Source organism: Caldimonas brevitalea, from assembly GCF_001017435.1.
GTDB lineage: Bacteria > Pseudomonadota > Gammaproteobacteria > Burkholderiales > Burkholderiaceae_C > Caldimonas > Caldimonas brevitalea.
In genome coordinates this window covers 3,154,345-3,176,118 of record NZ_CP011371.1, presented here as the reverse complement: position 1 = coordinate 3,176,118, position 21,774 = coordinate 3,154,345, and the positions used below count along the sequence as shown (strand labels likewise).

Annotated in this window: 20 protein-coding genes and 1 pseudogene; 15 read left to right on the top strand and 6 right to left on the bottom strand. The window is 68.2% G+C overall.

Annotation, left to right across the window (positions count from 1 at the left end):
* Positions 1-5 precede the first annotated feature (5 nt).
* A complete protein-coding gene (gene arsC / locus AAW51_RS13800; RefSeq protein ID WP_047195072.1) occupies positions 6-434 on the top strand; it encodes an arsenate reductase (glutaredoxin) in 429 nt (142 codons plus the stop codon).
* A gap of 294 nt (positions 435-728) precedes the next feature.
* Complete coding sequence (locus AAW51_RS13795; RefSeq protein ID WP_157359882.1) at positions 729-1,688, top strand: BamA/TamA family outer membrane protein; 960 nt, start codon at positions 729-731, stop codon at positions 1,686-1,688.
* 117 nt (positions 1,689-1,805) lie between these two features.
* Here AAW51_RS13795 and AAW51_RS13790 read toward each other — a convergent pair whose 3' ends face one another.
* Entirely contained in the window at positions 1,806-4,607 is a 2,802-nt protein-coding gene (locus tag AAW51_RS13790) for a tyrosinase family protein (protein WP_047195071.1), read from the bottom strand.
* A 512-nt stretch (positions 4,608-5,119) separates the two neighbouring features.
* The gene (locus AAW51_RS13780; RefSeq protein ID WP_238947861.1) at positions 5,120-6,364 is read right to left on the bottom strand and encodes an MFS transporter; all 1,245 of its coding nucleotides are present in this window, start codon (positions 6,362-6,364) and stop codon (positions 5,120-5,122) included.
* Positions 6,365-6,544: 180 nt separating this feature from the next.
* Here AAW51_RS13780 and soxR point away from each other — a divergent pair, with 180 nt between their 5' ends.
* A complete protein-coding gene (gene soxR / locus AAW51_RS13775) occupies positions 6,545-7,000 on the top strand; it encodes a redox-sensitive transcriptional activator SoxR (protein ID WP_047195069.1) in 456 nt (151 codons plus the stop codon).
* Between the two features lie 98 nt (positions 7,001-7,098).
* On the opposite strand, the pseudogene AAW51_RS30780 reads toward soxR, so the two are convergent.
* A pseudogene (locus AAW51_RS30780) lies at positions 7,099-7,308 on the bottom strand (PDDEXK nuclease domain-containing protein); the annotation flags it as partial.
* Positions 7,309-7,649: 341 nt separating this feature from the next.
* Between AAW51_RS30780 and AAW51_RS13765 the strand changes: the two are divergent.
* The 12 genes from AAW51_RS13765 to AAW51_RS29955 all read left to right on the top strand — a co-directional run bounded on the left by AAW51_RS13765 (position 7,650) and on the right by AAW51_RS29955 (position 18,989).
* On the top strand, positions 7,650-8,513 hold the full coding sequence (locus AAW51_RS13765) for a PEP-CTERM sorting domain-containing protein (protein ID WP_238947860.1): 864 nt from the start codon (positions 7,650-7,652) through the stop codon (positions 8,511-8,513).
* A 449-nt stretch (positions 8,514-8,962) separates the two neighbouring features.
* Positions 8,963-9,544: a hypothetical protein gene (locus AAW51_RS13760; RefSeq protein WP_157359881.1), complete on the top strand. Its 582-nt coding sequence runs from the start codon at positions 8,963-8,965 to the stop codon at positions 9,542-9,544.
* Positions 9,545-9,578: 34 nt separating this feature from the next.
* On the top strand, positions 9,579-10,040 hold the full coding sequence (locus AAW51_RS13755) for a hypothetical protein (RefSeq protein WP_047195065.1): 462 nt from the start codon (positions 9,579-9,581) through the stop codon (positions 10,038-10,040).
* Positions 10,037-10,447, top strand: a complete 411-nt coding sequence (locus AAW51_RS13750; RefSeq protein WP_053013553.1) for a DUF3574 domain-containing protein — start codon at positions 10,037-10,039, stop codon at positions 10,445-10,447. The genes AAW51_RS13755 and AAW51_RS13750 overlap by 4 nt, the downstream gene beginning before the upstream one ends.
* 108 nt (positions 10,448-10,555) lie before the next feature.
* The gene (locus tag AAW51_RS13745; RefSeq protein ID WP_053013552.1) at positions 10,556-10,915 is read left to right on the top strand and encodes a hypothetical protein; all 360 of its coding nucleotides are present in this window, start codon (positions 10,556-10,558) and stop codon (positions 10,913-10,915) included.
* Between the two features lie 97 nt (positions 10,916-11,012).
* Positions 11,013-12,245, top strand: coding sequence for a TolC family protein (locus tag AAW51_RS13740; protein ID WP_238947859.1), 1,233 nt, complete (start codon positions 11,013-11,015; stop codon positions 12,243-12,245).
* Entirely contained in the window at positions 12,242-12,973 is a 732-nt protein-coding gene (locus AAW51_RS13735; RefSeq protein ID WP_047195064.1) for a hypothetical protein, read from the top strand. Before AAW51_RS13740 ends, AAW51_RS13735 begins: the two co-directional genes overlap by 4 nt.
* Positions 12,970-14,115: an efflux RND transporter periplasmic adaptor subunit gene (locus AAW51_RS13730; RefSeq protein ID WP_047195063.1), complete on the top strand. Its 1,146-nt coding sequence runs from the start codon at positions 12,970-12,972 to the stop codon at positions 14,113-14,115. The genes AAW51_RS13735 and AAW51_RS13730 overlap by 4 nt, the downstream gene beginning before the upstream one ends.
* Before the next feature lie 10 nt (positions 14,116-14,125).
* Positions 14,126-17,236 (top strand): efflux RND transporter permease subunit, encoded by a 3,111-nt coding sequence (locus tag AAW51_RS13725; RefSeq protein WP_047195062.1) that lies wholly within the window; start codon positions 14,126-14,128, stop codon positions 17,234-17,236.
* A gap of 112 nt (positions 17,237-17,348) precedes the next feature.
* A complete protein-coding gene (locus AAW51_RS13720) occupies positions 17,349-17,720 on the top strand; it encodes a hypothetical protein (protein WP_047195061.1) in 372 nt (123 codons plus the stop codon).
* On the top strand, positions 17,720-18,775 hold the full coding sequence (locus tag AAW51_RS13715; protein ID WP_047195060.1) for a DMT family transporter: 1,056 nt from the start codon (positions 17,720-17,722) through the stop codon (positions 18,773-18,775). Before AAW51_RS13720 ends, AAW51_RS13715 begins: the two co-directional genes overlap by 1 nt.
* Before the next feature lie 46 nt (positions 18,776-18,821).
* The gene (locus tag AAW51_RS29955) at positions 18,822-18,989 is read left to right on the top strand and encodes a hypothetical protein (protein ID WP_157359880.1); all 168 of its coding nucleotides are present in this window, start codon (positions 18,822-18,824) and stop codon (positions 18,987-18,989) included.
* A gap of 53 nt (positions 18,990-19,042) precedes the next feature.
* Here the strand turns inward: AAW51_RS29955 and AAW51_RS13710 are convergent, their stop codons facing one another.
* The 3 genes from AAW51_RS13710 to AAW51_RS13700 form a co-directional block, all read right to left on the bottom strand.
* On the bottom strand, positions 19,043-19,198 hold the full coding sequence (locus tag AAW51_RS13710) for a hypothetical protein (RefSeq protein WP_157359879.1): 156 nt from the start codon (positions 19,196-19,198) through the stop codon (positions 19,043-19,045).
* Positions 19,199-19,449: 251 nt separating this feature from the next.
* On the bottom strand, positions 19,450-20,358 hold the full coding sequence (locus AAW51_RS13705; RefSeq protein WP_047195058.1) for a Fe-Mn family superoxide dismutase: 909 nt from the start codon (positions 20,356-20,358) through the stop codon (positions 19,450-19,452).
* 115 nt (positions 20,359-20,473) lie between these two features.
* The gene (locus tag AAW51_RS13700) at positions 20,474-21,769 is read right to left on the bottom strand and encodes a chromate transporter (protein WP_047197790.1); all 1,296 of its coding nucleotides are present in this window, start codon (positions 21,767-21,769) and stop codon (positions 20,474-20,476) included.
* Positions 21,770-21,774 lie beyond the last annotated feature (5 nt).

Sequence of the window (21,774 nt, the reverse complement as noted above, 5' to 3'; positions counted from 1 at the left end):
CAGCCATGTCTGCCATCACGATTTACCACAACCCCGCTTGCGGCACCTCGCGCAACACCCTGGCCATGATCCGCAACAGCGGGGAAGAGCCGCAGGTCATCGAATACCTGAAAACGCCCCCGACGCGGCAGCGGCTCGTGGAGCTGGTCGCCTCGCTCGGCGTGCCGGTGCGCGAGGTGTTGCGCCGCAAGGGCACGCCGTACGACGAGCTGCAGCTCGACGATGCGAAGTGGACCGACGACCAGCTGATCGACTTCATCGTGCAGCACCCGATCCTGTTGAACCGCCCGATCGTCGTGACACCGCTGGGCACCCGGCTGTGCCGCCCGTCGGAAGCTGTGCTCGAGATCCTGCCGTCGCCGCAGCGAGGGCCGTTCACAAAAGAGGACGGCGAGGTGGTCATCGACGCACAAGGGCGCCGTGCGGTTCGCTGAACAGTCACTCCCCACTAGGGCTTGCCAAGGTGCGCAGGCCATCTGTTCATAGGCCCCCAAACATCATCCGGTCGGGAAGGACGCGCCCTGTTGGACCAAGGTCCAATGTGTCGCCAGCTCGAGGCACCCTATGTTCGCAGCCGGATGTCATACACGACCCGAATCCAACGCCCAGCGGCCACGAAGCGCGCGCTCGGGCACAGCCTGACGACGACGCTCCTGGCGGCTGGTTGCCTGTGCGGCCACCCCTTGCGCGCGCAAGAAGAGGAGCCGAAGAAGGCGCCATCGCCCTGGGTGTTGTTGCCGACGTTCTCGAACAATCCCAAGCTCGGCACCTCGCTCGGGGTGCTCGCCGGTTACCTCCGGAAGTTCGACGCCCAATCGCAGGTCTCTATCTTCGGAGCCAATGCCCAGTACACGTCCACCGACTCTGCGACCGCCGTGATGTTCGCCCGGACCTCGTTCGGCGCCGACCAGCATCGGCTCATGGTGCTCGCCGTCGGAGGCCGCGTCAGGAACGATTACGACGATTTCCTCGGCACAGGTGTGCCGCTGCAGTCCGAAGACCGCATTCGGGCCTTCGTGGCGCGCTACCTCTACCGCGTGAAGGACAACTGGTTCGTCGGCGCGCAGGCGCTGGCCACGAACTACCAGATCGTCGGACAGGCGGCACTCGATGACGAATTGCTCGGCTTGCTCGGATTGACCGGCTTCGCGGCCGGTGGTGTGGGCCTTGTCCTCTACCACGACTCCCGGGACCTCCAGGACGCGCCGAAACAAGGCTGGGTCTTCAACTTCAACAGCGTCGCCTATCGGCAGAACATCGAGGGCAGCAACGACTTCGAGATGTACCGGCTCGACTACCGGCACTTCTGGAGCCACGGGGACGGCCATGTGTTGGCGGTCCATCAGAGCAACCAGTGGACGCGGGACGCACCCCCCGCCGCCTCCGCGCCCGTGCTGCTGCGCGGCTACACGTTGGGCGAGTACCTGGGCAAGTCGATGTCGTCCATCGAAGTCGAGGAGCGCCATCGGTTTGCCGCGCGCTGGACGGCCACGTTTTTCGCCGGTGTCGCGTGCCTCTACGGCGGGAGTCGGGGCGGGTGCTCGGGATCGAACAACCTCTTCCCCACCATCGGCGCCGGCGTGCAATACATCCTCAAGCCGGCGCAGGGCATCGTGGCCAACCTGGAGGCCGCAGCGGGCAAGGACGGCAACAAGGCACTGCTGTTCAAGATGGGATACGCATGGTAGCGAAGGGTCAAAGTGAGAAGGAGCGCGGCGTGGGCGGCCCGGGGCCCGACGCCCCCTCTCGGCGCCACCCCGGTTCCTCCGCGGACGCGGCACGCTGCACACGTGCCGCTTCTCGCTTCACGCCCGCCCGGTCCCCCCGCCCCGGCCGCACCAGACCTTCACGCAGCGCCGGATCGCGTCAAGATCCACGCCTTGCCGGCGCAGCCGCTCCTCCAGCTCCGGCGACAGCGCGCCGCCGCCCAGCACACACTGCAGCAGACGACACCAGTCGTCCCGGCCATCCGGCTCGTCGCGCGGCGGCGGCGGGGTGGGGTGGTCGCCCCCGGTCCAGACGGCCGCCGTCAGGATCTGCTCGCGGGTGAACGGCGTACCGCGGAAGCTGCCGCCTTCGGCGATAACCCGGAAGCGGTAGATGCCGGCCACATGCGCCACCAGCGAGGTTTCGAACACGCCGGGCGCGACTTCGGGCAGCGCCAGCACCGTCTGGCTGTGGTCCGGGTATTCCAGCTCCGCGCGCACCGTGGCGCGGCGCTCCACCGGCAGGGCGTACTCGGTGAGCGTGGTGCGCAGGAACAGCCGGGCCCCGGGCGCAAAACCGTCCTGGCTCAGCACCGCGTTCATGCGCAGGTTCGAGAACGAGTGCACGCTGAGGCAGTACTTTGCGCCCTTGGCGAGCAGTTCCTGCAAGGGCCCGGGCGGGAAGTTGGGGGAGTTGTCCGACCCGATGCCCGTCAACAGCCGCTTGTAGCGCTCCTCGTCGATTTCCAGCAGCGCATGCCAAGTGCCGCCGTGCACCACCTGCGGCTGGAACGCCAGCGGCAAGCCGAAGCTCGACGTCTGCAGCCGTGGCGCGGTGTCGAAACGGGCGCCGAACGAGGCCGCGTTGCCCGGGTCGATCAAGGTGCCGTCGGGCGTCTCGATGCTCAGCCTGACGACCGGGAAGTCGGTCAACAGGATGGCCCGCGCGTGGATGTCGGCCTCGTTGAGGTGGAACGGAATGCGCACCTTGCTGCCGACACCGACATACCCGGTCGGGTCGCGCACGATGCTGGTGTTGGTCACCCCGGCCAGGATCTGCAGGAAGAACTTGCGCAGCCGGAACTGGTCGTCCAGGCTGGTCGCCAGCAAACCCGACAACAACAAGGCCCCTCCGGTGCTGCCCGCCAGCGCCGTGAGGGCTGAGGTGTTCACCTGCGCTTCGTTGCCCAGCCCCACCGCATAGGTGCGACTGTCGATCAGGCCGGCCACCTCGGCGATGCTTTTCGGCGCATTCTCGAGGCCGTCGGTCAGCACCACCAGTGCCTTCTGGTCGTAGGCGCCGGCTGGCAGGGCGTTGAGCTGGTTGCGTGCCATCTCGAGGCCGTCGCCCACCGAGGTTTCGCCATTCGCCGTGTGCGCTGCGATCACGCCGAGGGCCGTGGCCCGCGTTGGGTCGCCGAAGCCGTCGTTCATCACCTTGGTGATCGGCATGCCGCCGAAGGTGGCGTGGTCGGGCGGGTAGGCGTCCTGGTCGAACCGGATGATGCCGATGCCGTTGTTCTTCTGGATCAGGTTGGCGAACAGGCTGGCGGCATCGACCAGCACCTGCAGCCGCGTGGCGCCGCTGGTGCCCGCGGCCCAGGCCATGCTGCCCGACTGGTCAAGCGCCAGCTGCACCGCCACCGTGGGGCGGTGGATGGTGTTGGCCCGCAGCTCGAACAAAAACTCCTGGCCGTTCTCGTCGCAGACCAGCGTCGTGTTGACCGGGCCCGGCGTCTGCGGCGCGGTGCCGACCGCCCCGGCGGTGAACTGGAACCAGACGCGGACCTCGCGGAAGGGCACCGGCCCCGGATCCGACTCGACCACCGGTGTGGCCACGTCGAACGGCGCGGCCGGCTCGGTGCCCGGCTTCACGCGCAGCGTGACCTCGCCGCAGGCCCGCACCCGCACCACCGCGGCGCGCCAGGTGGTTTCTTCCTCCGGCACGTCATTGAACGTGACCTGGAAGCGCGAGGTGCCGGCATTGAACGGGTTCTCGGCTTCCAGCACCTGGAAACTGCCGCTGTTGGTGTCGTAGCAGGCCGGCGTCACGACCGACACATCGGTGTAGGTGACCACGGCCCGCAGGCTCGGCGTGGAGGCCCAAGGCTCGAGGCCGCTGCCACCGGCCCACGGCTCGACGAACTCGGTGACGAGCGAGGTCAACTCGCCGGCATTGAGCCCCGCATAGGCGCTGGCCGTGCTCAAACGCTCCGGGTGCGCCGGGTCGGTCTGCCACATGGCCCACAAGCGGTCGACGTTCGAATGCAGCAGAAACACGAAGGGGTCGTGGAAGGAATAGTGCGGATTGCTGATGGTGCCGCCGATATAGGAATGCGCGACGCTGTCGTGCGCACTCTTGAGGGCGCTGGCAAAGCTCGCGAAGTCGGTCCCCGCGGCCAGGATGGATGCGTCTGAACTGATGTTGGGCGTGCCGTCGCCGTTGGCCCCCACGACCCCCACGTTGCGCCAGATGTGCGTGTGCCCGTTGCCGGTCTCGGCGTCCTCGGTCGATTCGAAGCCGTTGAGCAGGTGGCCCGCGTCGCCGCTGGCGTTGCCCATGAACTGCGGTGTGAACAGCGCCGCCCGGCCGCCGTCGGTAGAGCGCGGGTCGGTGGTCCAGTCCCAGTAGTGCAGCGACAGGGCCGGGTTGACCTCGCGCAGCAGCTGTTCGAGCCGGTTGACGATCACCCGGTGCCAGGGAATGAAGGCCGGGCCGGCGTGCACGTCCACGCCCGAGAAGTGCGCGTTCTTGTGGATCTCCTCCTGTTTGTCCCAATACGAGATGCCGTCTGAAAAGAACTTGGTGGTGTCGATCTTCACGATCGCGTCGATGAAAAGATTGCGTTCCGCTTCCGAGACTTTCGAGATGTCCCTGCGGATGCCGTCGCCGAGTGCCATGCTGTGCTCCCTGTGTGAGTCGAAGTGGCGATGGATGCGATCGTCGATCGCAGCTGCGACGGGAGGAGGGCCGCCAGCCCGGGCGATGTGCACGTCACGGCATGCCGTCACGCGACGCAAACGCTCTCTCGCCGCGCGCGGTCGAGCCACCCGGGTTGCTGAAGGACCAGCACGGGCGCCGCGCACAACACCGTGAGAGCGCTGGCAATGTCAGGCTGCTGGCCAGAAGACACGCCCACGGCGCCGGCCACACGGCAGGCCCGAAGGCGCGCCGGCGGCATCAGCGCCGACAGCGGCGGCTGGAACGCGGGCATGAGGGCGCACGCGCGCCGCCGCACCCCTTGTAGGAGGGCCGCCTCACCGGGCGGGGAGCCCGGCGGGCTGAAGAGGCGCAGACAACCCGACGCTATCGCATCGAAGCTTGCGGCGATTCCCCAAGGCTGGGGAGGGCGACGCCCCTCTCAAGAGGGAGGAGGGGGCGGGGGAGGGAGGGAAAGAAAGGGGCAGGCAGGTCAGCGTGCCGAGGTGGCGTCCGCGACCTGCAGCCGGCCGACCCACCACAAGGCGGCCAGCGTCAACACGGCCGCGATCCAGCCGCAGAATTCGAAGCCGCTGACACGGCCTTGTGCGTCGCGACCGATCAGCAGCCCGCCGGCCAGCGACGCCAGCCCCATCGCGGCCGACTGCACAGCACCGTTCAAGCTCATGAAAGTGCCGCGCAAACTTGGCGCAGCCGCCGCCGTGATGAGCGCCATGCCAGGCACGAAACGCCCGGAGACCAGCACGAAAAACAGCGTCGTGATCACCAGCAGCACGGCCAGCGGCACCTCGTGCAAATGCGTGATGGCGAGCATCGGCAGCAGCGCCGCAGCGGCGACCACGCGAAACACCTGCATCTTGCCCCACCGGTCAGCGGCCCTGCCCACGGCACGCGACGTGAACAAGGTGGCGACCCCACCCGCAAGGTAGACCAGCGGCACCTGCGCGTCGGCCAGCCCCATGTTGGTGGTCATGTAGATGGTCAGGAAGGGGATGATCGCGAAGCCGCCGGCCATGATCATCGCCGTCAGCGCAAAGGCGCGCCAATGGTTGGCCTCGCCCAGCACCTGCAGCAGCGGTCGCCAGGCACCGCGCTCGCGCCCTGCCTCCATATGGCCGGCCAGCGGCGGCAGCGTACGCAGCCCCAGCGCCCCGATGACGGCGCTGGCCACCGCGATGGCGATGAACGGCGCCTGCCAGCCGAGGGCGCCGGCCAGCCAGAGCGAGCCTGGCACACCGGCCACGGTCGACAGCGCGAAGGCGGACATCACCAGGCCCATCGCGGCACCGCGGCGCTCGAACGGGATCGCGTCGCCCACCATGGTCTGCACCAGCGTGCCCATCACCCCACCGAACACGCCCGCCAGCACCCGCGCGATAAGCAGCAGCGCATAGCCCGGCGCGAGCCCGCAGGCCAGCGTCGACAGCGCGAAGCCGGCATACAGCCACAACAACAAGCGCTTGCGCTCGAACCGGTCGATGAACAGGCTGGCGACCAGGCCCGAAGCACCGGCGGCCAGTGTGTAGGCCGACACCAGCAGGCCGAACTGCGCGTCGGTGATGCCGAACAAGCGGGTGAACTGCGGCCCCAGCGGCATCATCACCATGAAGTCCACGATGTGCGTGAACTGGATGCCGGCGAGCGTGAGCAACAGCGCCCGCTCGTTGATCGGCGGGCCCGAGGGCAGGGCGGCGGCCAGAGTGTCGGGGCGACTCACGAAAAGATCTCCTGATGGGGTTGCGCCGGATCGCTGCCGCAGAGCATGGCGACCTGGAGCGGTGACGGTGTTGAAGAAGAGCGTGACGATGATGCCATTGGCTGTTTCCTTGCACTGTGAACGTTGCATAGCGAACGCCGACAGGCTAAAACCTCAACCGAACTTGAGGTCAAGGGGTTGATGTTGAACACGTGCGATCTGCAGACACCACTCACCGTGGGTCAGGTGGCCGCCCGCAGCGGCTTGGCGGTGTCGACGCTGCATTTCTATGAAAGCGAGGGCCTGATCCGCAGCATGCGCACCGCTGGCAACCAGCGCCGCTATGGCCGCGGCGTGCTGCGCCGCGTCGCGGTGATCAAGGTGGCGCAGCGGGTCGGCATCCCGCTGGCGGAGATCCGCGATGCCTTGGCGACCTTGCCGTCCGACCGTGCCCCGACACCGGCCGACTGGGCTCGGTTGTCCCGACATTGGCGTAAAAGCCTGGAGGCGCGGATCACTCAACTCACCGAACTGCGCGACCAGCTGACGGACTGCATCGGGTGCGGTTGCCTGTCGATGAAAAGCTGCCCGTTGCGCAACCCGGCTGATGGCTTGGGTGCGCAGGGGCCGGGTGCGCGGCTGTTGTCGCAGCGGTGAGGCCCTGAGCGGCAACGCGAGCGGCGGGCCAAGGGCCCACGCGGGCGCTGGTCGGTTGTGCCTCCCGGTTCTCCATTCTCTACTTCGCAGAATGTATATTATGTCAACTCACCAAGTGACATCGCCGCGTTTCCGCCTTCGACCGGCTGCCGCTGCCCAACAGAACTTGTGCTCGGCACCGTCAAGTACTCCGCAACGTGGATCCCGCTCGCGCCCAACTCGAGCAGCTCGATTTGCTCCTGCTTCTTACCTGCGTACAGGATGAGACCGATGGGCGGCGCCTCCTGACGCTCCTGCTCATGACGACTCGCGTTCTCGCGCAGCCGGCTGCCCCGAGTCGCTGCGCGCTGCCGCTTCATTCGTGAAGGTCTGAAATGACGGGGCACTTTCCCAGGCGATCGCCAAATTCCACGGCGAGATGAACGTGGATGAAGAATGCACAGCCACCGTTGCTGCTTCGCATCGTCGTTGCAGAAGTTTGCATAGACCGTTCGCCCGGTTCCAGATACTTTGCGACGCCGTGCACGTCCGCCGCGCGCTCGCGCGACCTCCAACTCAAGTCTCCCCCCAGTGAAGTGCGAACCCCTCGATGCGGTCGAGCGCAGAGCGATGCATGGCCAGTCCACTCATAAATTTCAGGAGTTCTGTTGTGCGTTCCTTTTCTGTTTTCGATCTGACCTGCCGTCTATGCCTGACCCATATCGCTCGAACAGCCCGGCCGGCGGCGCAAGGCCTCGGGCTTGCGTTGGCACTGAACGCAGCGGTTGCCGTACCTGCCACTGCCGCGGCGACCGCAGAGGCGCGCTGGAGCAATCTCAAGATCACGGTTGTCGACACCAACCTCCGCGACGGCGTTGAGGCCGGCTACAGCCTTTCGACTGCCAGCATGCTGGTCTCTTCTTCGAGTCTTCAACCGGACTTCGAGTACGCCGGTGGCGAAGGCTTCCGAGCCGATGGCGTGACGTGGTCGGAATCGCTGCACCACACCTATTCGCTGCCAACGGCGTCGGGAGGCGAGATTTCGGCTGAAGGTGGGGCAGGCGCTGGAGACATCAGGGAGGTGCCCGGCTATGTCAAGGCCGGCATCAGTGGCGAGGGTACCGGCGGGGCGGTGATCTGGCGGTACCTGACGATCGACATGAAAAAGAACACCCGGCTGGATATCACGCTGGATGTGGAAGTGACGCTGCAGCGGGACGGGACGCAGCCGGGCGCTTCACTGTTCGCCGAAGCCGTATTGGGGAACGTCCCCACGGCGGCACCCGGTCGGTCCCTCACCGCGACGCTGGGGCCGGAGGAAAACTTCCAATCGCTGTCTCGCACGCTTTCATTCAGCGTGGGAAGCGGACCCGGATTCTCGAGCACCACGTTCGTCACGTATGCCCGCGCCAGCGTCTCCGCCGGCGTGCCGCCGGTCCCTGGTGTTCCGGAACCCTCGACCTATGCACTCCTGGCCGGCGGACTGGGTCTGCTGGGCTGGCGGGCGCGCGGTCGCCGCAGCACCGCCTCCTGATACGCGGAGCGGCGAGTACCGGCTGCGCGACGCCCAGCTACCGGCCTAAGGCCATGCTGACTTGCTGTGGCTGAAGGCGTCGCACAGGGCACCGCCCTCCTGGTCCTCGTCGTGGCCCTTGGTCCTCAAAAAGTCACACTTTTACTTCGCGCGATGCCGGTGCAGCCGGGTTTTGGGGCATGGTGGACCTTCGAAAGGCCAGGGGGCGCGGAAGAAGGCCCCACGATGCACATACACAGCGGGCACGTACAGTGGACCAGGGTCTCATCTGCCCGCCCCCCTGCCCTCAAGTGATGCCCGAAGCTCAACATGCCCACCGGTGGTCGCGCTGCGATGTCGCCCGCCTCTTCGCCCCGACACTCGGGCCACGCCGCACCCCTAAGACGAAGGAGAGCCTCTCTCACTCCCGCCACTACTATTGCACTCATGCAACTCACAGGGAGGCGGACATGCCAGAGATGCGCTACATCGTCGGAGGCTCCGACGGCTGGCTACGGATCAAACGCGAGCCCGGCAGCGAGATCATTTCGGTTCCCGAGTACCTGCAGGTCGCACTGACCTCATCCAGCAACGGCCGCGACTTCATCACGCTCCAAGAGGGCCCCCACAAAGACAAGAAGTTTTCGGTGACGACCGGCAATCTCAGCGCCCGGAAGCCCGACTACACCGCTGCAGCTCACCTCACCTTCAGCCTGAGCAGGGAGGTTGTCCGCTACGCACTGGGAACCGTCAAGGCCATTACCGACTCGAGCAACCCGGTCCCTGAAGGGCTGCATCCGATCCAGATACCAGATCACCCTCATCACGGCGGACTGCGCTACGAGGCCCGCAGCGCCTACGCCAAGACGTGGTTCTACTTGGGCCACGGTGACGCGATTGCCCGACACGGTGACCGCTATCTGCACACCGGTGCGCGAAGCGCAGGCTGCATCACCGTGGATCCACAAGAGTGGACCCAGTTTTATCGCTATTTGATTCTGTGCAGGAGCGGCAATGGCAAGACTGTTGGCAGTGTCACTGTTGTCCGCTAGCTGTTTGTCCGCAGCCTGGGCCGGGTCGCCACCGATGTTGTCGCAGAAGGACGCGACCGATCCCGAAGCGGTCGTCGCGTGGCTGAAGGCGAACGCCGCGAAGGCCGACAAGGCGGCTGCCAAGATGGCCTACGAGCACGGTCAGGCGCTCAAGAAACGGAAGGACTGGGGCGCTGCGACGAAGGCGTTCGGGGATAGCACGGCGTTCTACCCGACACCCGCGGCGTTCACCGAAGTGGCCGAGGCCCAACTGCGCATGCTCGGCGAGATACGGCAACGACATCGAAATTACGACCAGCACTGGCGTCGGGACATCGGCGAGGCCGAAGCCACTTATCGAAGTGCCCTGGCCGCCGATAGCGTCCTGCGTCAGATGACCGCGCAAGAGCGCCAGCAGGCACAGCAAAACGCGGAGTGCCTCGCCGACTACCTGAAGTCGGCGCAGCCGCCGCGCAACTGCGCGCCGCTGAAGCTGTACGGGCTCCCCGGAACATGACCTGTTTCCGGCTCTGCCCACCCCTCGCGCTGGCACTGGCCCTCGGCGCCTGCGCGTCGGTGCCCCCGCCGGACTGCCGGACAGGCGAGCAGCCGGCGATCGCGGACACCCTCTACTTCGGTACCGCCCGCCCCGGCGGCACCGTCTCGCGTGAGGCGTGGGAGATGTTCGTGAACCGCGAGGTGACGCCGCGCTTTCCCAAAGGTCTGACGTCCTGGCAGGCGTCGGGCCAGTGGCAAGGCGCAAACGGCGCGATCGAGCGAGAGACGGCCCACGTCCTGCAGGTGGTGCACCCTGACAGCGCGGCCGGCGACCGCGCCATCCGCGACCTCGTCAGCCTCTACAAGACGAGTTTCGAGCAGGAAGCCGTCCTGAGAGTCCGAACTCGCGCCTGCGTGTCCTTCTGAGTGGGCGAACGGCCCTCAGCGGCCGCCCCCACAGGGTTTGGTGACGCTTCACACATCCAGGTTCGCCTCGCCCACGGCAATGTCCCTCCCTGCCGTAGAATCGGCCGCATGATTCGACGCTGGCTCGCTGTCGTCCTGATGGTTGTCCTGCTGCCTTGGCACTCCGCGGCCACGGCGGCAGAGGCGCTCTGGGACGAGCACGGCGGCGAGCTGTCACACGCGGTGGCGCACTGGATCGACGAAGCCCACCATCACCACGACGACGGCAGTCTCCACCAGGACGACTCGCAGGAATCGCGGCAACACGTGCAACTCGACACGCAGTTGAACAACGCCCCCGTCCTGCCAGCCGTTGCGACCTGGATCGCAACCCCGCTGGCCGACGAGAGCCCGCCGTTGCTCGCTGCCCTCGTCCCCCCCGAGCCTTTCCTCGAAGGCTTGCGACGCCCCCCTCGGTTCACCCGCTGACCCTCCCCCGTGTTGGCGCCGGCTCGCAGCATGCGCGCCGGATCTGTTGCGCGACCGCCTGCGTCGCCGTCGCGCCCGTTGAACCGTATCCCTACACGTGAACATCCACCGATGGTTGACGCCCGGCCTGCTGCTGGCCGGCGCGATCTGTTGCGGCGTGGCCGTGGCACAGCCGGCCGTGGTGCCTGTCTCGTCTCTCTCCCACGCCGTGGAAGCGGCGTGGCGGCGCGCCACCGCGGCGGCCGAGAGTCGTGGCCGTGCGCTCGAAGCCGAGGCGGCGCGGGCCGCCGCATCCTCCTGGGCCCCAGGCTCTCCCGCCCTGAGCCTAGAACACCGCAACGACCGCCTGCACGATGCCCGAGGCGCGCGCGAAACCGAGCTCGGCGTGTCCGTGCCGGTCTGGCGTTTCGGCCAGCAAGCCGCGCGGCAGGCTGCCGCGCAGGCGCAGGAGACGACCGCCCGTGCCACGGCCGCCACCGCCCGCCTGGGCGTGGCCGGCGAGGTGCGGGAAGCCGCCTGGGCGCTTGTCGCCGAGCATGCCGCCCTCCAGTCGGCGCGGCAGGAACAACAGACGCTGCAGCGCCTGAGCGACGACAGCGACCGTCGCGTCGCCGCTGGTGACTTGTCGCGCGCCGATGCCATGGCCGCCCGCGCCGAACTGCTCGCCGCCCAAGGCGCGGTCGCGCAGGCGCGCCAGGCCGTCGCAGCAGCCCACACCCGCTGGGTGGCGCTGACCGGCCTGCCCGACGCCGTCGACCCCGCCGAGCCGGCCCTCGTGTCCCCCGGCGATACACCGCCGGCGGAGCATCCGGAACTGCAGCGCGCGCGCGCCGACGTCGAGCGCACGCGGCTGCACTACGAAGCCTTGCGGCACTCCCGCCGCGCCCCGCCTGAAGTCACGCTGAGCGCCCGCCAGGACACCGCCGCCAGAGGTGAGCCAAGCCAGCAAAGCCTCGGTCTCGCCTTGCGCCTGCCGCTGGGCGCCGATGCCGGCAGCCGGGAATCCGAAGCTGCCGCCTTGACGCAGCGCGAGGTGGCCGAAGTCGAACTGCAGCAATTGCGCGACCGGCTGGCAGCGCGCGTGAGCGAGGCGCGCACCGGCCTCGACACCGCGCAACAGCGGCTCGCCGCCGAGCAGCAGCGGGCCGCCTTGCTGCGCGAGCGCGCCCGTTTGCTCGACACCTCCTTCCAGGCCGGCGAAACCGCCCTGCCCGACCTGCTGCGCGCCCTGGCCGCGGCGAACCAGGCCGAGGCCGCCGTGGCGCGCCAGCAGGCGGCCCTCGGCCTCGCCCGCGCCCGCCTCCACCAAGCTCTTGGACTGATGCCATGAACCCGATGTCCCACTTCGCACAGCCCGGCTGGCGATCACCCTCGTGGGCGGCTGCGTTGCTGACGCTCGCCCTGATCACGCCGTGCCTTGCCGGCCCCGGTGCCCACGGCCCCAACGGCGAACACCTCGACACCCCTGCTTCGGCGGTCGGCGCAGCGGCCAGCAACGTGCCTCGTCTGGAAGCCAAGTCGGAGGCCTTCGAACTGGTCGCCACGCTGAGCGGCGGCGAGCTGTCGGTGCTGATCGACCGCTTCGAGACCAACGACCCCGTGCTGCAGGCGCGCCTCGAAGTCGAATCGGGCGGACGCAAGGCGACCGCGACGTTTCATGCCGACCACGGCGACTATGCGGTAGCCGACCCCGAGTTCCTGAAACTCCTGGCAAAGCCTGGCGAACATCCCCTGCTCTTCACCATCGTCGCGGGCAACGAGAGTGACCTGCTGGACGGCACTCTCGTGGTCAGCGAGGCTTCAGCGGGCCAGGCCGCGGCCACCGCGGCGCACGGGCACCAGCACCCTGCCGGTGGACAGGGACACGACGAGGAGTCGCATCACGACCACGGTGGTGGCCTGGCCCGCAGCGCGACCGTGGTCGGCGGCCTGTCGGTGCTCGCCCTGGGTGGCCTCTGGTGGCGCCGACGCCAGCAGCGTCGCCGGGCCTCCCAAGTGGAGACACCGTCCGCCGAAGGCGCTCACACCGCAGGGCGTCACACGGGGGTGGCGCCATGAGCCTTCGGTTTCGCACACCGGCAGCGGCGCTCGTCGTGGCATGGAGCCTTTGCGCCGCCGGCTTGACCCCGGCACACGCCGGCCCCGGTGCCCACGGCCCTGGCGGCGAGCACTTGGACGGCCCGGTCAGCGTCAACACCTCCGGCCTCGCCCGCCTGCCGGACGGCAGCGTCAACGTGCCCAAGCTGGCGCAGCGTCGCATGGGCATCCGCACCGTGCTCGCCCCCCTGAGCGAGGCCGCGGCCACCGTCTCGCTGCCCGGCCGTGTGCTGATGGACCCCAACGCTGGCGGCTGGGTGCAGGCGGTGCATGGCGGGCGCGTCGAGCCCGGCCCGCGCGGGCTGCCGGTGGCCGGCCAGGCGGTGCGCAAAGGTGAGGTGCTCGCCTATGTGCAGCACCATGCCGAGCCGTATGCCGCGGGCACACAGCGCGCCGAGTTGGCGCAGCTGCAGGCCGAACGCCAGATCGCGCAGCAGCGTGTGCAGCGGCTGGAGACGCTGGAGGGCACGGTGCCACGCAAAGAGATCGAGGCGGCGCGCGCAGAACTCTCCGGCTTGCAGGCGCGCGAACGTGCCATCGGCCGCAGTTTGCGGGCGCGCGAATCGCTGGTGGCCCCCGTGACGGGTGTGATCGCCAAGGCCGCCGCGGTGGCAGGCCAAGTGGTCGACGCTCGCGAGCTGCTGTTCGAGATCGTCGATCCCACCCGCCTGGTGGTCGAAGCCACCACGGCCGACGCCGGTCTGGCGAACCGCATCGAACGCGGCACGCTGGACGGCGTGGCCGGGGCACAGTTGCAGCTGGTGGGCGCATCGCGCAGCCTGCGCGAGGGCGTCTTGCCTTTGACCTTCCGGCTGCAAACACCCAAAGGCACGGCGCCGCCCGCGCTGGCCGTCGGACAGCCGGTCACCGTGGTGGCGCGCCTGAAGGAGCGGCAGGAAGGCATCGTGCTGCCGGCGCAGAGCGTGGTGCGCAACGCCGCCAACGAGCCCGTCGTCTGGATCAAGGTCACCGCCGAACGATACATGCCGCAGCCGGTGGTGACGCAGCCGCTGGACGCGCAAACGGTGATCGTGACGCGAGGGCTGGCCGCCGACAACCGCGTGGTGGTCCAGGGCGCGGCGCTGATCAACCAGATCCGCTGAGGCGACGACGATGTTCAACTGGATCGTTCGTTTCAGCCTCGCCAACCGGCTGTTCGTGCTGGCGTTTGCCGTGCTGTTGCTGGTGTGGGGCGCTTACTCGGCGTGGCGCACGCCGGTCGATGTGTTCCCCGACCTCAACAAGCCGGTCATCTCGGTACTGGCCGAAGCCGGCGGCATGGCGCCCGAGGAGGTCGAGCAACTCGTCACCTTCCCGGTCGAGACGGCCTTGAACGGCATGCCGGGCGTGACCCGGGTGCGCTCCACCTCCGGCGTCGGCCTGTCCATCGTGTACGCCGAGTTCGACTGGGGCACCGACATCTACCGCAACCGGCAGCTGGTCTCGGAACGCCTCGCGCTGACGCGCGAGCAGCTGCCGGAGGGCGTCACGCCCATCATGGGCCCGGTCTCGTCCATCATGGGCGAGATCATGCTGATCGCCCTGCCCTTGCAAAGCGGTGCGCAGGCCGCCACGCCGATGCAGGCGCGCGAGTACGCGGACTTCGTGTTGCGGCCGCGCTTGCTTTCGATCGCGGGCGTCTCGCAGGTGATCCCGATCGGCGGGGACGTGCGGCAGCTGCGGGTCGAACCCGACCCGGCGCGCCTGGCGCAGTTCGGCGTGTCCCTGAGCCAGGTCGAGCAGGCTCTCAAGGGTTTTGCCGGCAACGCCGGCGGCGGCTTCATCGACCTCAACAGCCGGGAGTACCTGATCCGCCACCTGGCGCGCACCAACCGTGTCGAGGACCTGCAGGGGCTCGCGGTCGCGTTCCAGGACGGCCGTCCGGTGCTGCTCGAACAAGTCGCGACAGTGCGTTTCGCGCCGGCTCTCAAGCGCGGCGACGCCGGCTACAACGGCGCCCCCGCGGTCATCGTCAGCGTGCAGAAGCAGCCGGCGGCCGACACCGTGCGGCTGACGCGTCAGATCGAGACCGCCCTGGGCGAGCTGCGCCAAGGCCTGCCGAAGGGCCTCAGCGCGCCGCAGGTGCTGTTCCGCCAGGCCGATTTCATCGAGGCCTCGATCGGCAACGTGACCGAAGCCTTGCGCGACGGCGCGGTGATGGTCGCCATCGTGCTGTTTGCCTTCCTGCTGTCGGCTCGCACCACGCTGATCTCGCTGATTGCGATCCCGCTGTCGCTGGCCGTGACGGCCTTGGTGTTCCGATGGCTGGAACTATCCATCAACGTGATGACGCTGGGCGGCCTGGCGATCGCGATCGGCGAGCTGGTCGACGACGCCGTGGTGGACGTCGAGAACATCGTCCGTCGCCTCAAGCAGAACCGCGCGCTGGACGATCCCCTGCCGGTGTGGGAGGTGGTCCGGCAGGCCAGTGTCGAGGTGCGCTCGGGCATCGTCTATGCGACCGCCATCGTGGTGCTGGTGTTCGTGCCGCTGTTCGCGCTGCCCGGCATCGAAGGGCGGCTGTTCTCGCCGCTGGGCATTGCCTACATCGTCTCGATCGCGGCCTCAATGCTGGTGTCGATGACGGTGACACCCGTGCTGTGCAGCTACCTGCTGCCCGGCATGAAGCGGCTGGACCACGGTGACAGTCCGCTGGTGGCGTGGCTCAAGCGGCAGGACGCGCGCTTGCTGGCCTGGTCGTTTCCGCGCGCCAAGGCCATCATCGCCATCGCCGCCTTGGCCGTGGTCGGTGCCGCCGCAACGGTGCCGTGGTTCCCACGTGCCTTCCTGCCGGCCTTCAACGAAGGCTCGCTCGTCCTGTCGCTGATGTTCAACCCCGGCACCTCGCTGGCAGAGGCCAACCGGATGGGGTCGGTTGCCGAGCAGCTGATTGCAGACGTGCCCGAGGTCACCCAGGTCGGCCGGCGCACCGGACGGGCCGAGTTGGACGAGCACGCCGAAGGGGTGCACTCGGCCGAGATCGACGTCGACCTCAAGCGCTCGGAGCGCGCCCGCGAGGCCGTGATGGCCGACATCCGGGCGCAGCTGTCCACCTTGCCGGCGGCGGTGGCGATCGGCCAGCCGATCTCGCACCGACTCGACCACCTGCTGTCGGGCGTGCGGGCCCAGATCGCATTGAAGATCTACGGCGACGACCTGGACAGCTTGCGCGGCCTGGCCGAACAGATGCGTTTGGGCCTGTCCCGCATCCCCGGACTGGTCGACCTGACGGTCGAAAAACAGGTGCTGATCCCGCAGATCAACGTGCGCATCGACTACCGCAAGGCGGCCCAGGTCGGCGTGACGCCGGCCGAGGTGGTGCGCATGCTGCAGGCGCTGACCGACGGCGCGCATGGCGCCCAGGTCGTCGACGGCTCGCGTCGCTACGAGCTGGTGCTGCGCCTGCCGGACCAGCGCCGCAGCCCGCAAGATCTGGCCAACGTGCTGCTCGACACGCCGGCCGGCCGTATTCCGGTCTCGAGCATCGCGACCGTCGAAGAGAGCGACGGCCCCAACCAGATCGGCCGCGAAAACGGCCGCCGGCGTATGGTCGTCTACGCCAACACCGACGGCAGCGACATGGGCCGGGTCATCGGCGACATCCGCGCGGTGGTGGCGCAGACGCCCTTGCCGGCCGGCACCTTCGTCAGCCTCGAAGGCCAGTTCCAGGCCCAGGAGCAGGCGACGCAGTTGATCGTCGGCTTGTCGCTGCTGTCGCTGGTGATGATCTTCATGGTTCTTTACTCGCGCTACAAATCGGCGATGCTGGCCGGCATCATCATGGCCAACATCCCGCTCGCGCTGATCGGCAGCGTGATCGCGATGTGGATCGCCGGCGTGAGCTTGTCGGTGGCCTCGATGGTCGGTTTCATCACGCTGGCGGGGATCGCGACGCGCAACGGCATCTTGAAGATCAGCCACTACATCAACCTGTGCCGCTCCGAGGGCGAGACCTTCGGGCAAGCCATGATCGTGCGCGGATCGCTGGAGCGCTTGACCCCGGTGCTGATGACGGCCCTGGTGGCCGCATTCGCGCTGACGCCGCTGCTGCTGGCCGCCGACGCCCCGGGCAAGGAGATCCTGCACCCCGTGGCAGTGGTCATCTTCGGCGGGCTCGTCAGCTCGACGCTGCTGGACACCTTGCTGACGCCGCTGGCCTATGCCCTGCTCGGTGAACCTGCGACACGGCGCCTGCTGGAGGGCTCATCCGCCGAGACGTACTGAAACATCGGTCTTTCATCCGGTGTCGACGTTCGCCGCTGGAGATGCGTTGTAGACACAACAGGCCGCTGCAGCACAGCCTGACCCAATGTGCCGCACAGAAGGAGCTATCGATATGAAGAAACTCGTGAGCCTGTTGGTGGTCTCTGCCGCCGCTCTGTCGTTCAACGTCGCCATGGCGCATGGCACCAAGGCACAGCACGGCGGCATCGTCGCCACGGCACAAGACCTCGGCTTCGAGCTGACAAACGAAGGCGACAAGGCGACCCTCTACATCACCGACCACGGGCAGCCGTTCGACACCGCCGGGCTGTCCGGCAAGCTGACCGTGCTGAGCGGCACCGAGAAGAGCGAAGTCGAGCTCAAGCCCGCCGGCGAGAACAAGCTCGAAGCCCAGGGCGTCAAGCTGGCCAAGGGCAGCAAGGCGGTCGCCACCCTCACCAACGCCGAGAAGAAAACCTTGACGGTGCGCTTCAGCGTGAAGTGATGGCCCCCGGCCGCCCCGACCGGCCAGCCTTGCGCGGCGGGCTGCTGGCCTTGGTCGCCGCCGCGCTGTTCGGCGCCAGCACGCCACTGCTGCAGCACTTCGGTACCGGCGTCGGGCCCCTGAGCACTGCAGCCCTGCTCTATGCAGGGGCTGCGGTGATCGGTGGGCTGCTGCGCCAGCCGGTGGGGCGGGAGGCACGGCTGCGCACCCGCGACGGGCCGCGGCTGTTCCTCGTCGCCTTGGTCGGCGCCGTGATCGGGCCCACGGCCTTGGCGTGGGGATTGCAGCGCACCAGCGGTACGGGCGCCTCGCTGATGCTCACCCTCGAGGCGCTGTTCACCGCGGTGCTGGCCCGCGCGCTGTACCGCGAGACGATGGACGGCCGCGTCTGGGCGGCGATGCTCTTGCTCGTCGCCGGCGGCGCCGTCTTGGTGCTGGAGCGCGGCCTCAGCGGCACCGGAGAACTGTCCGGGCTGCTGGCGGTGATGCTGGCCACGGCAGCCTGGGGTGTCGACAACACCTTGTCGAGGGCCCTGGCGGAGCGCGATCCCGGGCAGGTGGTGCTGGCCAAGGCCAGCCTCGGTGCGGCGGCCACCACGGGGCTGGCCGTGCTGCTCGGCGAGCCACTGCCGTCCGTCAGCGCGGCGCTGGGTCTGCTTGCCGTCGGTGCCACCGGATATGGCCTGAGCCTGCGGTTCTACTTGCTGGCGCAACGGGCCTTCGGTGCGGCGCGCACCGGCTCCGTGTTCGCTTTCGCGCCCTTCATCGGCGCCCTGCTGGCGCTGCTGCTCGGCGACCGATCCGTGGCGGGCTGGATGGCCGCCGGCGGCGCCCTGATGCTGGCCGGCGTGGTGTTGCATCTGGCGGAGTCCCACGAACACGAGCATGAGCACGAAGCGATAGAGCACGAGCACGCCCATCGCCACGACGACGGGCACCATGATCATCTGCATGACCCGATGCCGGAAGGCGCGCACAGCCATCCACATCGGCACGAGCCGGTGCGGCACCGGCATGCGCATGTGCCGGACGTACATCACACGCATCGGCATTGAGCCCGTACGGTGTGTTCACCTGCCGACATTTGCATGAGCGGCCGCGATGCGAGTTGAGTCTCTTGCCAACGAGAAGGCGGCGGCTTACGGTAGAGGGGTGAAGCTCAACCCGACCTGGCGACGCGTGCTGCACGTTCTGATCGTGTTGTACGTCCTGGCCTACGCCTGCTTGCTGCTCTACGGGTTCTGGCAGATGCACGTCGAGCCTCTGTAGCCGACGTCGTACGACGGGCCCGCCGCCGCGCAGCGCCCGAAGCCAGCGACGGCTTACGAGGTCTCGTCCGGGGTCTGGCCCGGGGAATCGGCCGGCGCTTCAGCGGCCATGGTTTCTTCGCCACGTTGCCCCCCCGCCCCGGCGAAGTGGGTCCACAGCGTGACCACCAAGACCAACAAGCCAAGGTAGCCGATGACGTCGGAGGACATTTCTTTCTTCTCCCGTCCGCAAGCTGCGCTGTCGAGCCCCTGGCTCATGTTTTCTGAACAGCCGACACCGCCTGCTGCAGTTGAAAGCGTAGCGCGGTGCCAAGGGCGGGGGAAGTAAGCCTCTCTAATATCGATAGCCGGTCTTTGGCGTCTGCCCGTGTCGAGTTCACCACCGTGCGGCCTAGCAAGAGCAGAAGACCATGCCACCCCACAAGCCGACAGCCGCCTGGCCACCTGAACCCAACGATGGCTCACGCCTTGGCCGACAGTGCCACGCCCGCGGCCCGGCAGGCCTCGATGCCGCCAGTGACATAGCGCGCATCGAAGCCGCGGGCGCGCAGCGCCAGTGCTGCCGAGCGGCCGATGTCGAGGCCGTGCAGGCAGTACACCAGCACCGGCTGCTTCGGGTCCAGTTCGAGGCTCCATGCGGCCAACTGCGCCGGATCTCGCCAGGTGGCGGTGGCGATCTTGTCGGCCGCCTCTGCGTACGTTTGCGAGCGCCGCACGTCGATCAGCTGAACGGCGTCCGCCACGGCGGCGGGCTGAACCCCCCAGGTTATCGCGTCGGCAGCGATGGCAGCGCCATAGCGCCGGTAGACGGCCTCCCACTGGATGTTGTTCATGAACACATCGACGTAGGCAGCCGCCTTGGCACCGAAGTCCATGTGGTAGGCGTGCTCGTACATGTCGAGCGCAAGCACCGGCGTCGCACCGGCCAGCAGCTGCGTGTGATCGGCCGCCCAGTGGTTGACAAGCCGGCCGTCCCGGGACGACCACGACAGCAGCGCCCACCCCGAGCCGCCGGCCATGGCCTTGGCCAGTGCGGTGAACTCGTCGCGCCAGCGCTGCACCGAGCCGAAGTCGCGCTCAAGGGCGATGGAGAGGCCGCAGGAGGGCAAGACGCCGTCACCGCCCAGGCCCTCGAAGTACAGCTCGTGCAACCAGGCCGAGTTGGCGGCGACCAGCTCCTCGCGCTTGAGGCCGTTGACCACGAACACCGGTGCAGTGGCCCAGTCGAGCTGGGCCAGTTGCTGACGGATCGCATTCAGGCGCTTCACCGCGCCGCCGTAGTTGTTCTCGTGGTGGCTGGCCACCAGGCGCTGGGACAGCCCCTGGAGGCGGGAGAGGTCAAGGGCCAAGGGGCGCAGTTGCAGGTTCATGTTTCGCTTTTGCAGTGGTGGAAGAGGGTCAAGCCGGCCGCTGGCGTGGCACGGCGCGGTGGCTGAAGTGCGACAGCGCCGACCCGCCGAGGGCCGTTTGCTGCATCTGCGCGCCTCAAGCCGAGGCGACGAGCGGATGCACCACCAGACCGATCAGCGCCGCGACCAGCACGATCACCGGCTCTGGCAACTTCTTGAAGCGCCACAACAGCACGGCCGTTCCGACGGCCAGCGCCGCGGTGACCCAGTCCGTGATCGAGCGCTGCCCGAGGACGATCACCGCCCCCGCGATGGCGCCCACCGCGGCGGCCGTGACGCCATCGACGAAGGCCACGATGGCGGGCCGCTTGCCGTGCTTCTTGAAGTACGGCGCCGGCAGCACCGTCAACAGGTAGCAAGGCAAGAAGGTTGCGACGGCCGCCACGACGGCCCCCCAGAAGCCGGTCACCAGGTAGCCGATGAAGCCGGTCGTGATGACCACCGGGCCCGGCGTGATCATCGCCACGGCGACGGCATCGACGAACTGGCGGTCGGTGAGCCAGCCAAAGTCCTGCACAACACCGCTGTAGAGGAAGGGCACGATCGCCAGCCCGCTGCCGAACACGAAGCTGCCGGCATACATGAAGAAGGCACCGATCTGCCCGAGCTTCTGCCGGTCCACCGGGCCACCAGCGTAGAGGCCGCTGGCCGATGCGGCAGCGCCCTCCGGGCCGCCCGCGCCGAGCGGCGTCGCCGGCGCACCGAGCAGCCAGAATAGAGTGCCCGCCGCGAGGATGACACCCCCCGCCAGCGCAGCCAAACGGGGCCGACGGCCCTGCCCCAGCCACGCAGGCGGTGCCCGCCAGAGCCAGACCAGGACACCCGCGCCGAGGAACATCCAGATCACCTCGGTCTGCGTGATGACGGTGACCGCCGCGCTGACGAGGAAGATGGCCCACAGCAACCTGTCGCCGCCGACGTTCTTGGTCGTCAACTTGTAGGCGCTCATCGCGATGATGCCGATCACCGCGGCGCCCACGCCGTAGAACACCGACTGCATCCAACCGATGCCGCCGTAGGCGAGGTAGGCCGCGCCGAGCGCCACCACCATCAGGAAGGACGGCAGCACGAAGGCCAGGCCGACCAGCGTGGCGCCGAGCAGGCGGTAATGTACGTAGCCCAGGTAGATGGCCAGCTGCGCCGCCAGCGGGCCCGGCATCAGCTGGGCGAGCGCCATGCCTTCCTTGTAGTCGCTCTCCGAGATCCACTGGCGCTTCTCGACGAGATCGCGGTACATGTAGCCGACCAGCGCGACCGGCCCGCCGAAGCCCCAGGTGCCCAGGCCCAGCATGTAGGCGACCAGCTGCCACAAGGTGTAGCCGGCAGCTTCGGTCGCACTCGGTGCGCCCGGCACCTTCGCATCGCGGGTCATCATCT

Coding starts and splice junctions, on each gene's coding strand:
- soxR (WP_047195069.1), top strand. CDS start 6,545: ATGTTGAACACGTGCGATCTGCAGACACCACTCACCGTGGGTCAGGTG.
- AAW51_RS29955 (WP_157359880.1), top strand. CDS start 18,822: ATGCGAGTTGAGTCTCTTGCCAACGAGAAGGCGGCGGCTTACGGTAGA.
- AAW51_RS13735 (WP_047195064.1), top strand. CDS start 12,242: ATGAACCCGATGTCCCACTTCGCACAGCCCGGCTGGCGATCACCCTCG.
- AAW51_RS13755 (WP_047195065.1), top strand. CDS start 9,579: ATGTTGTCGCAGAAGGACGCGACCGATCCCGAAGCGGTCGTCGCGTGG.
- AAW51_RS13700 (WP_047197790.1), bottom strand. CDS start 21,769: ATGACCCGCGATGCGAAGGTGCCGGGCGCACCGAGTGCGACCGAAGCT.
- AAW51_RS13710 (WP_157359879.1), bottom strand. CDS start 19,198: ATGTCCTCCGACGTCATCGGCTACCTTGGCTTGTTGGTCTTGGTGGTC.
- AAW51_RS13750 (WP_053013553.1), top strand. CDS start 10,037: ATGACCTGTTTCCGGCTCTGCCCACCCCTCGCGCTGGCACTGGCCCTC.
- AAW51_RS13715 (WP_047195060.1), top strand. CDS start 17,720: ATGGCCCCCGGCCGCCCCGACCGGCCAGCCTTGCGCGGCGGGCTGCTG.
- AAW51_RS13760 (WP_157359881.1), top strand. CDS start 8,963: ATGCCAGAGATGCGCTACATCGTCGGAGGCTCCGACGGCTGGCTACGG.
- AAW51_RS13790 (WP_047195071.1), bottom strand. CDS start 4,607: ATGGCACTCGGCGACGGCATCCGCAGGGACATCTCGAAAGTCTCGGAA.
- AAW51_RS13720 (WP_047195061.1), top strand. CDS start 17,349: ATGAAGAAACTCGTGAGCCTGTTGGTGGTCTCTGCCGCCGCTCTGTCG.
- AAW51_RS13705 (WP_047195058.1), bottom strand. CDS start 20,358: ATGAACCTGCAACTGCGCCCCTTGGCCCTTGACCTCTCCCGCCTCCAG.
- AAW51_RS13730 (WP_047195063.1), top strand. CDS start 12,970: ATGAGCCTTCGGTTTCGCACACCGGCAGCGGCGCTCGTCGTGGCATGG.
- arsC (WP_047195072.1), top strand. CDS start 6: ATGTCTGCCATCACGATTTACCACAACCCCGCTTGCGGCACCTCGCGC.
- AAW51_RS13745 (WP_053013552.1), top strand. CDS start 10,556: ATGATTCGACGCTGGCTCGCTGTCGTCCTGATGGTTGTCCTGCTGCCT.
- AAW51_RS13725 (WP_047195062.1), top strand. CDS start 14,126: ATGTTCAACTGGATCGTTCGTTTCAGCCTCGCCAACCGGCTGTTCGTG.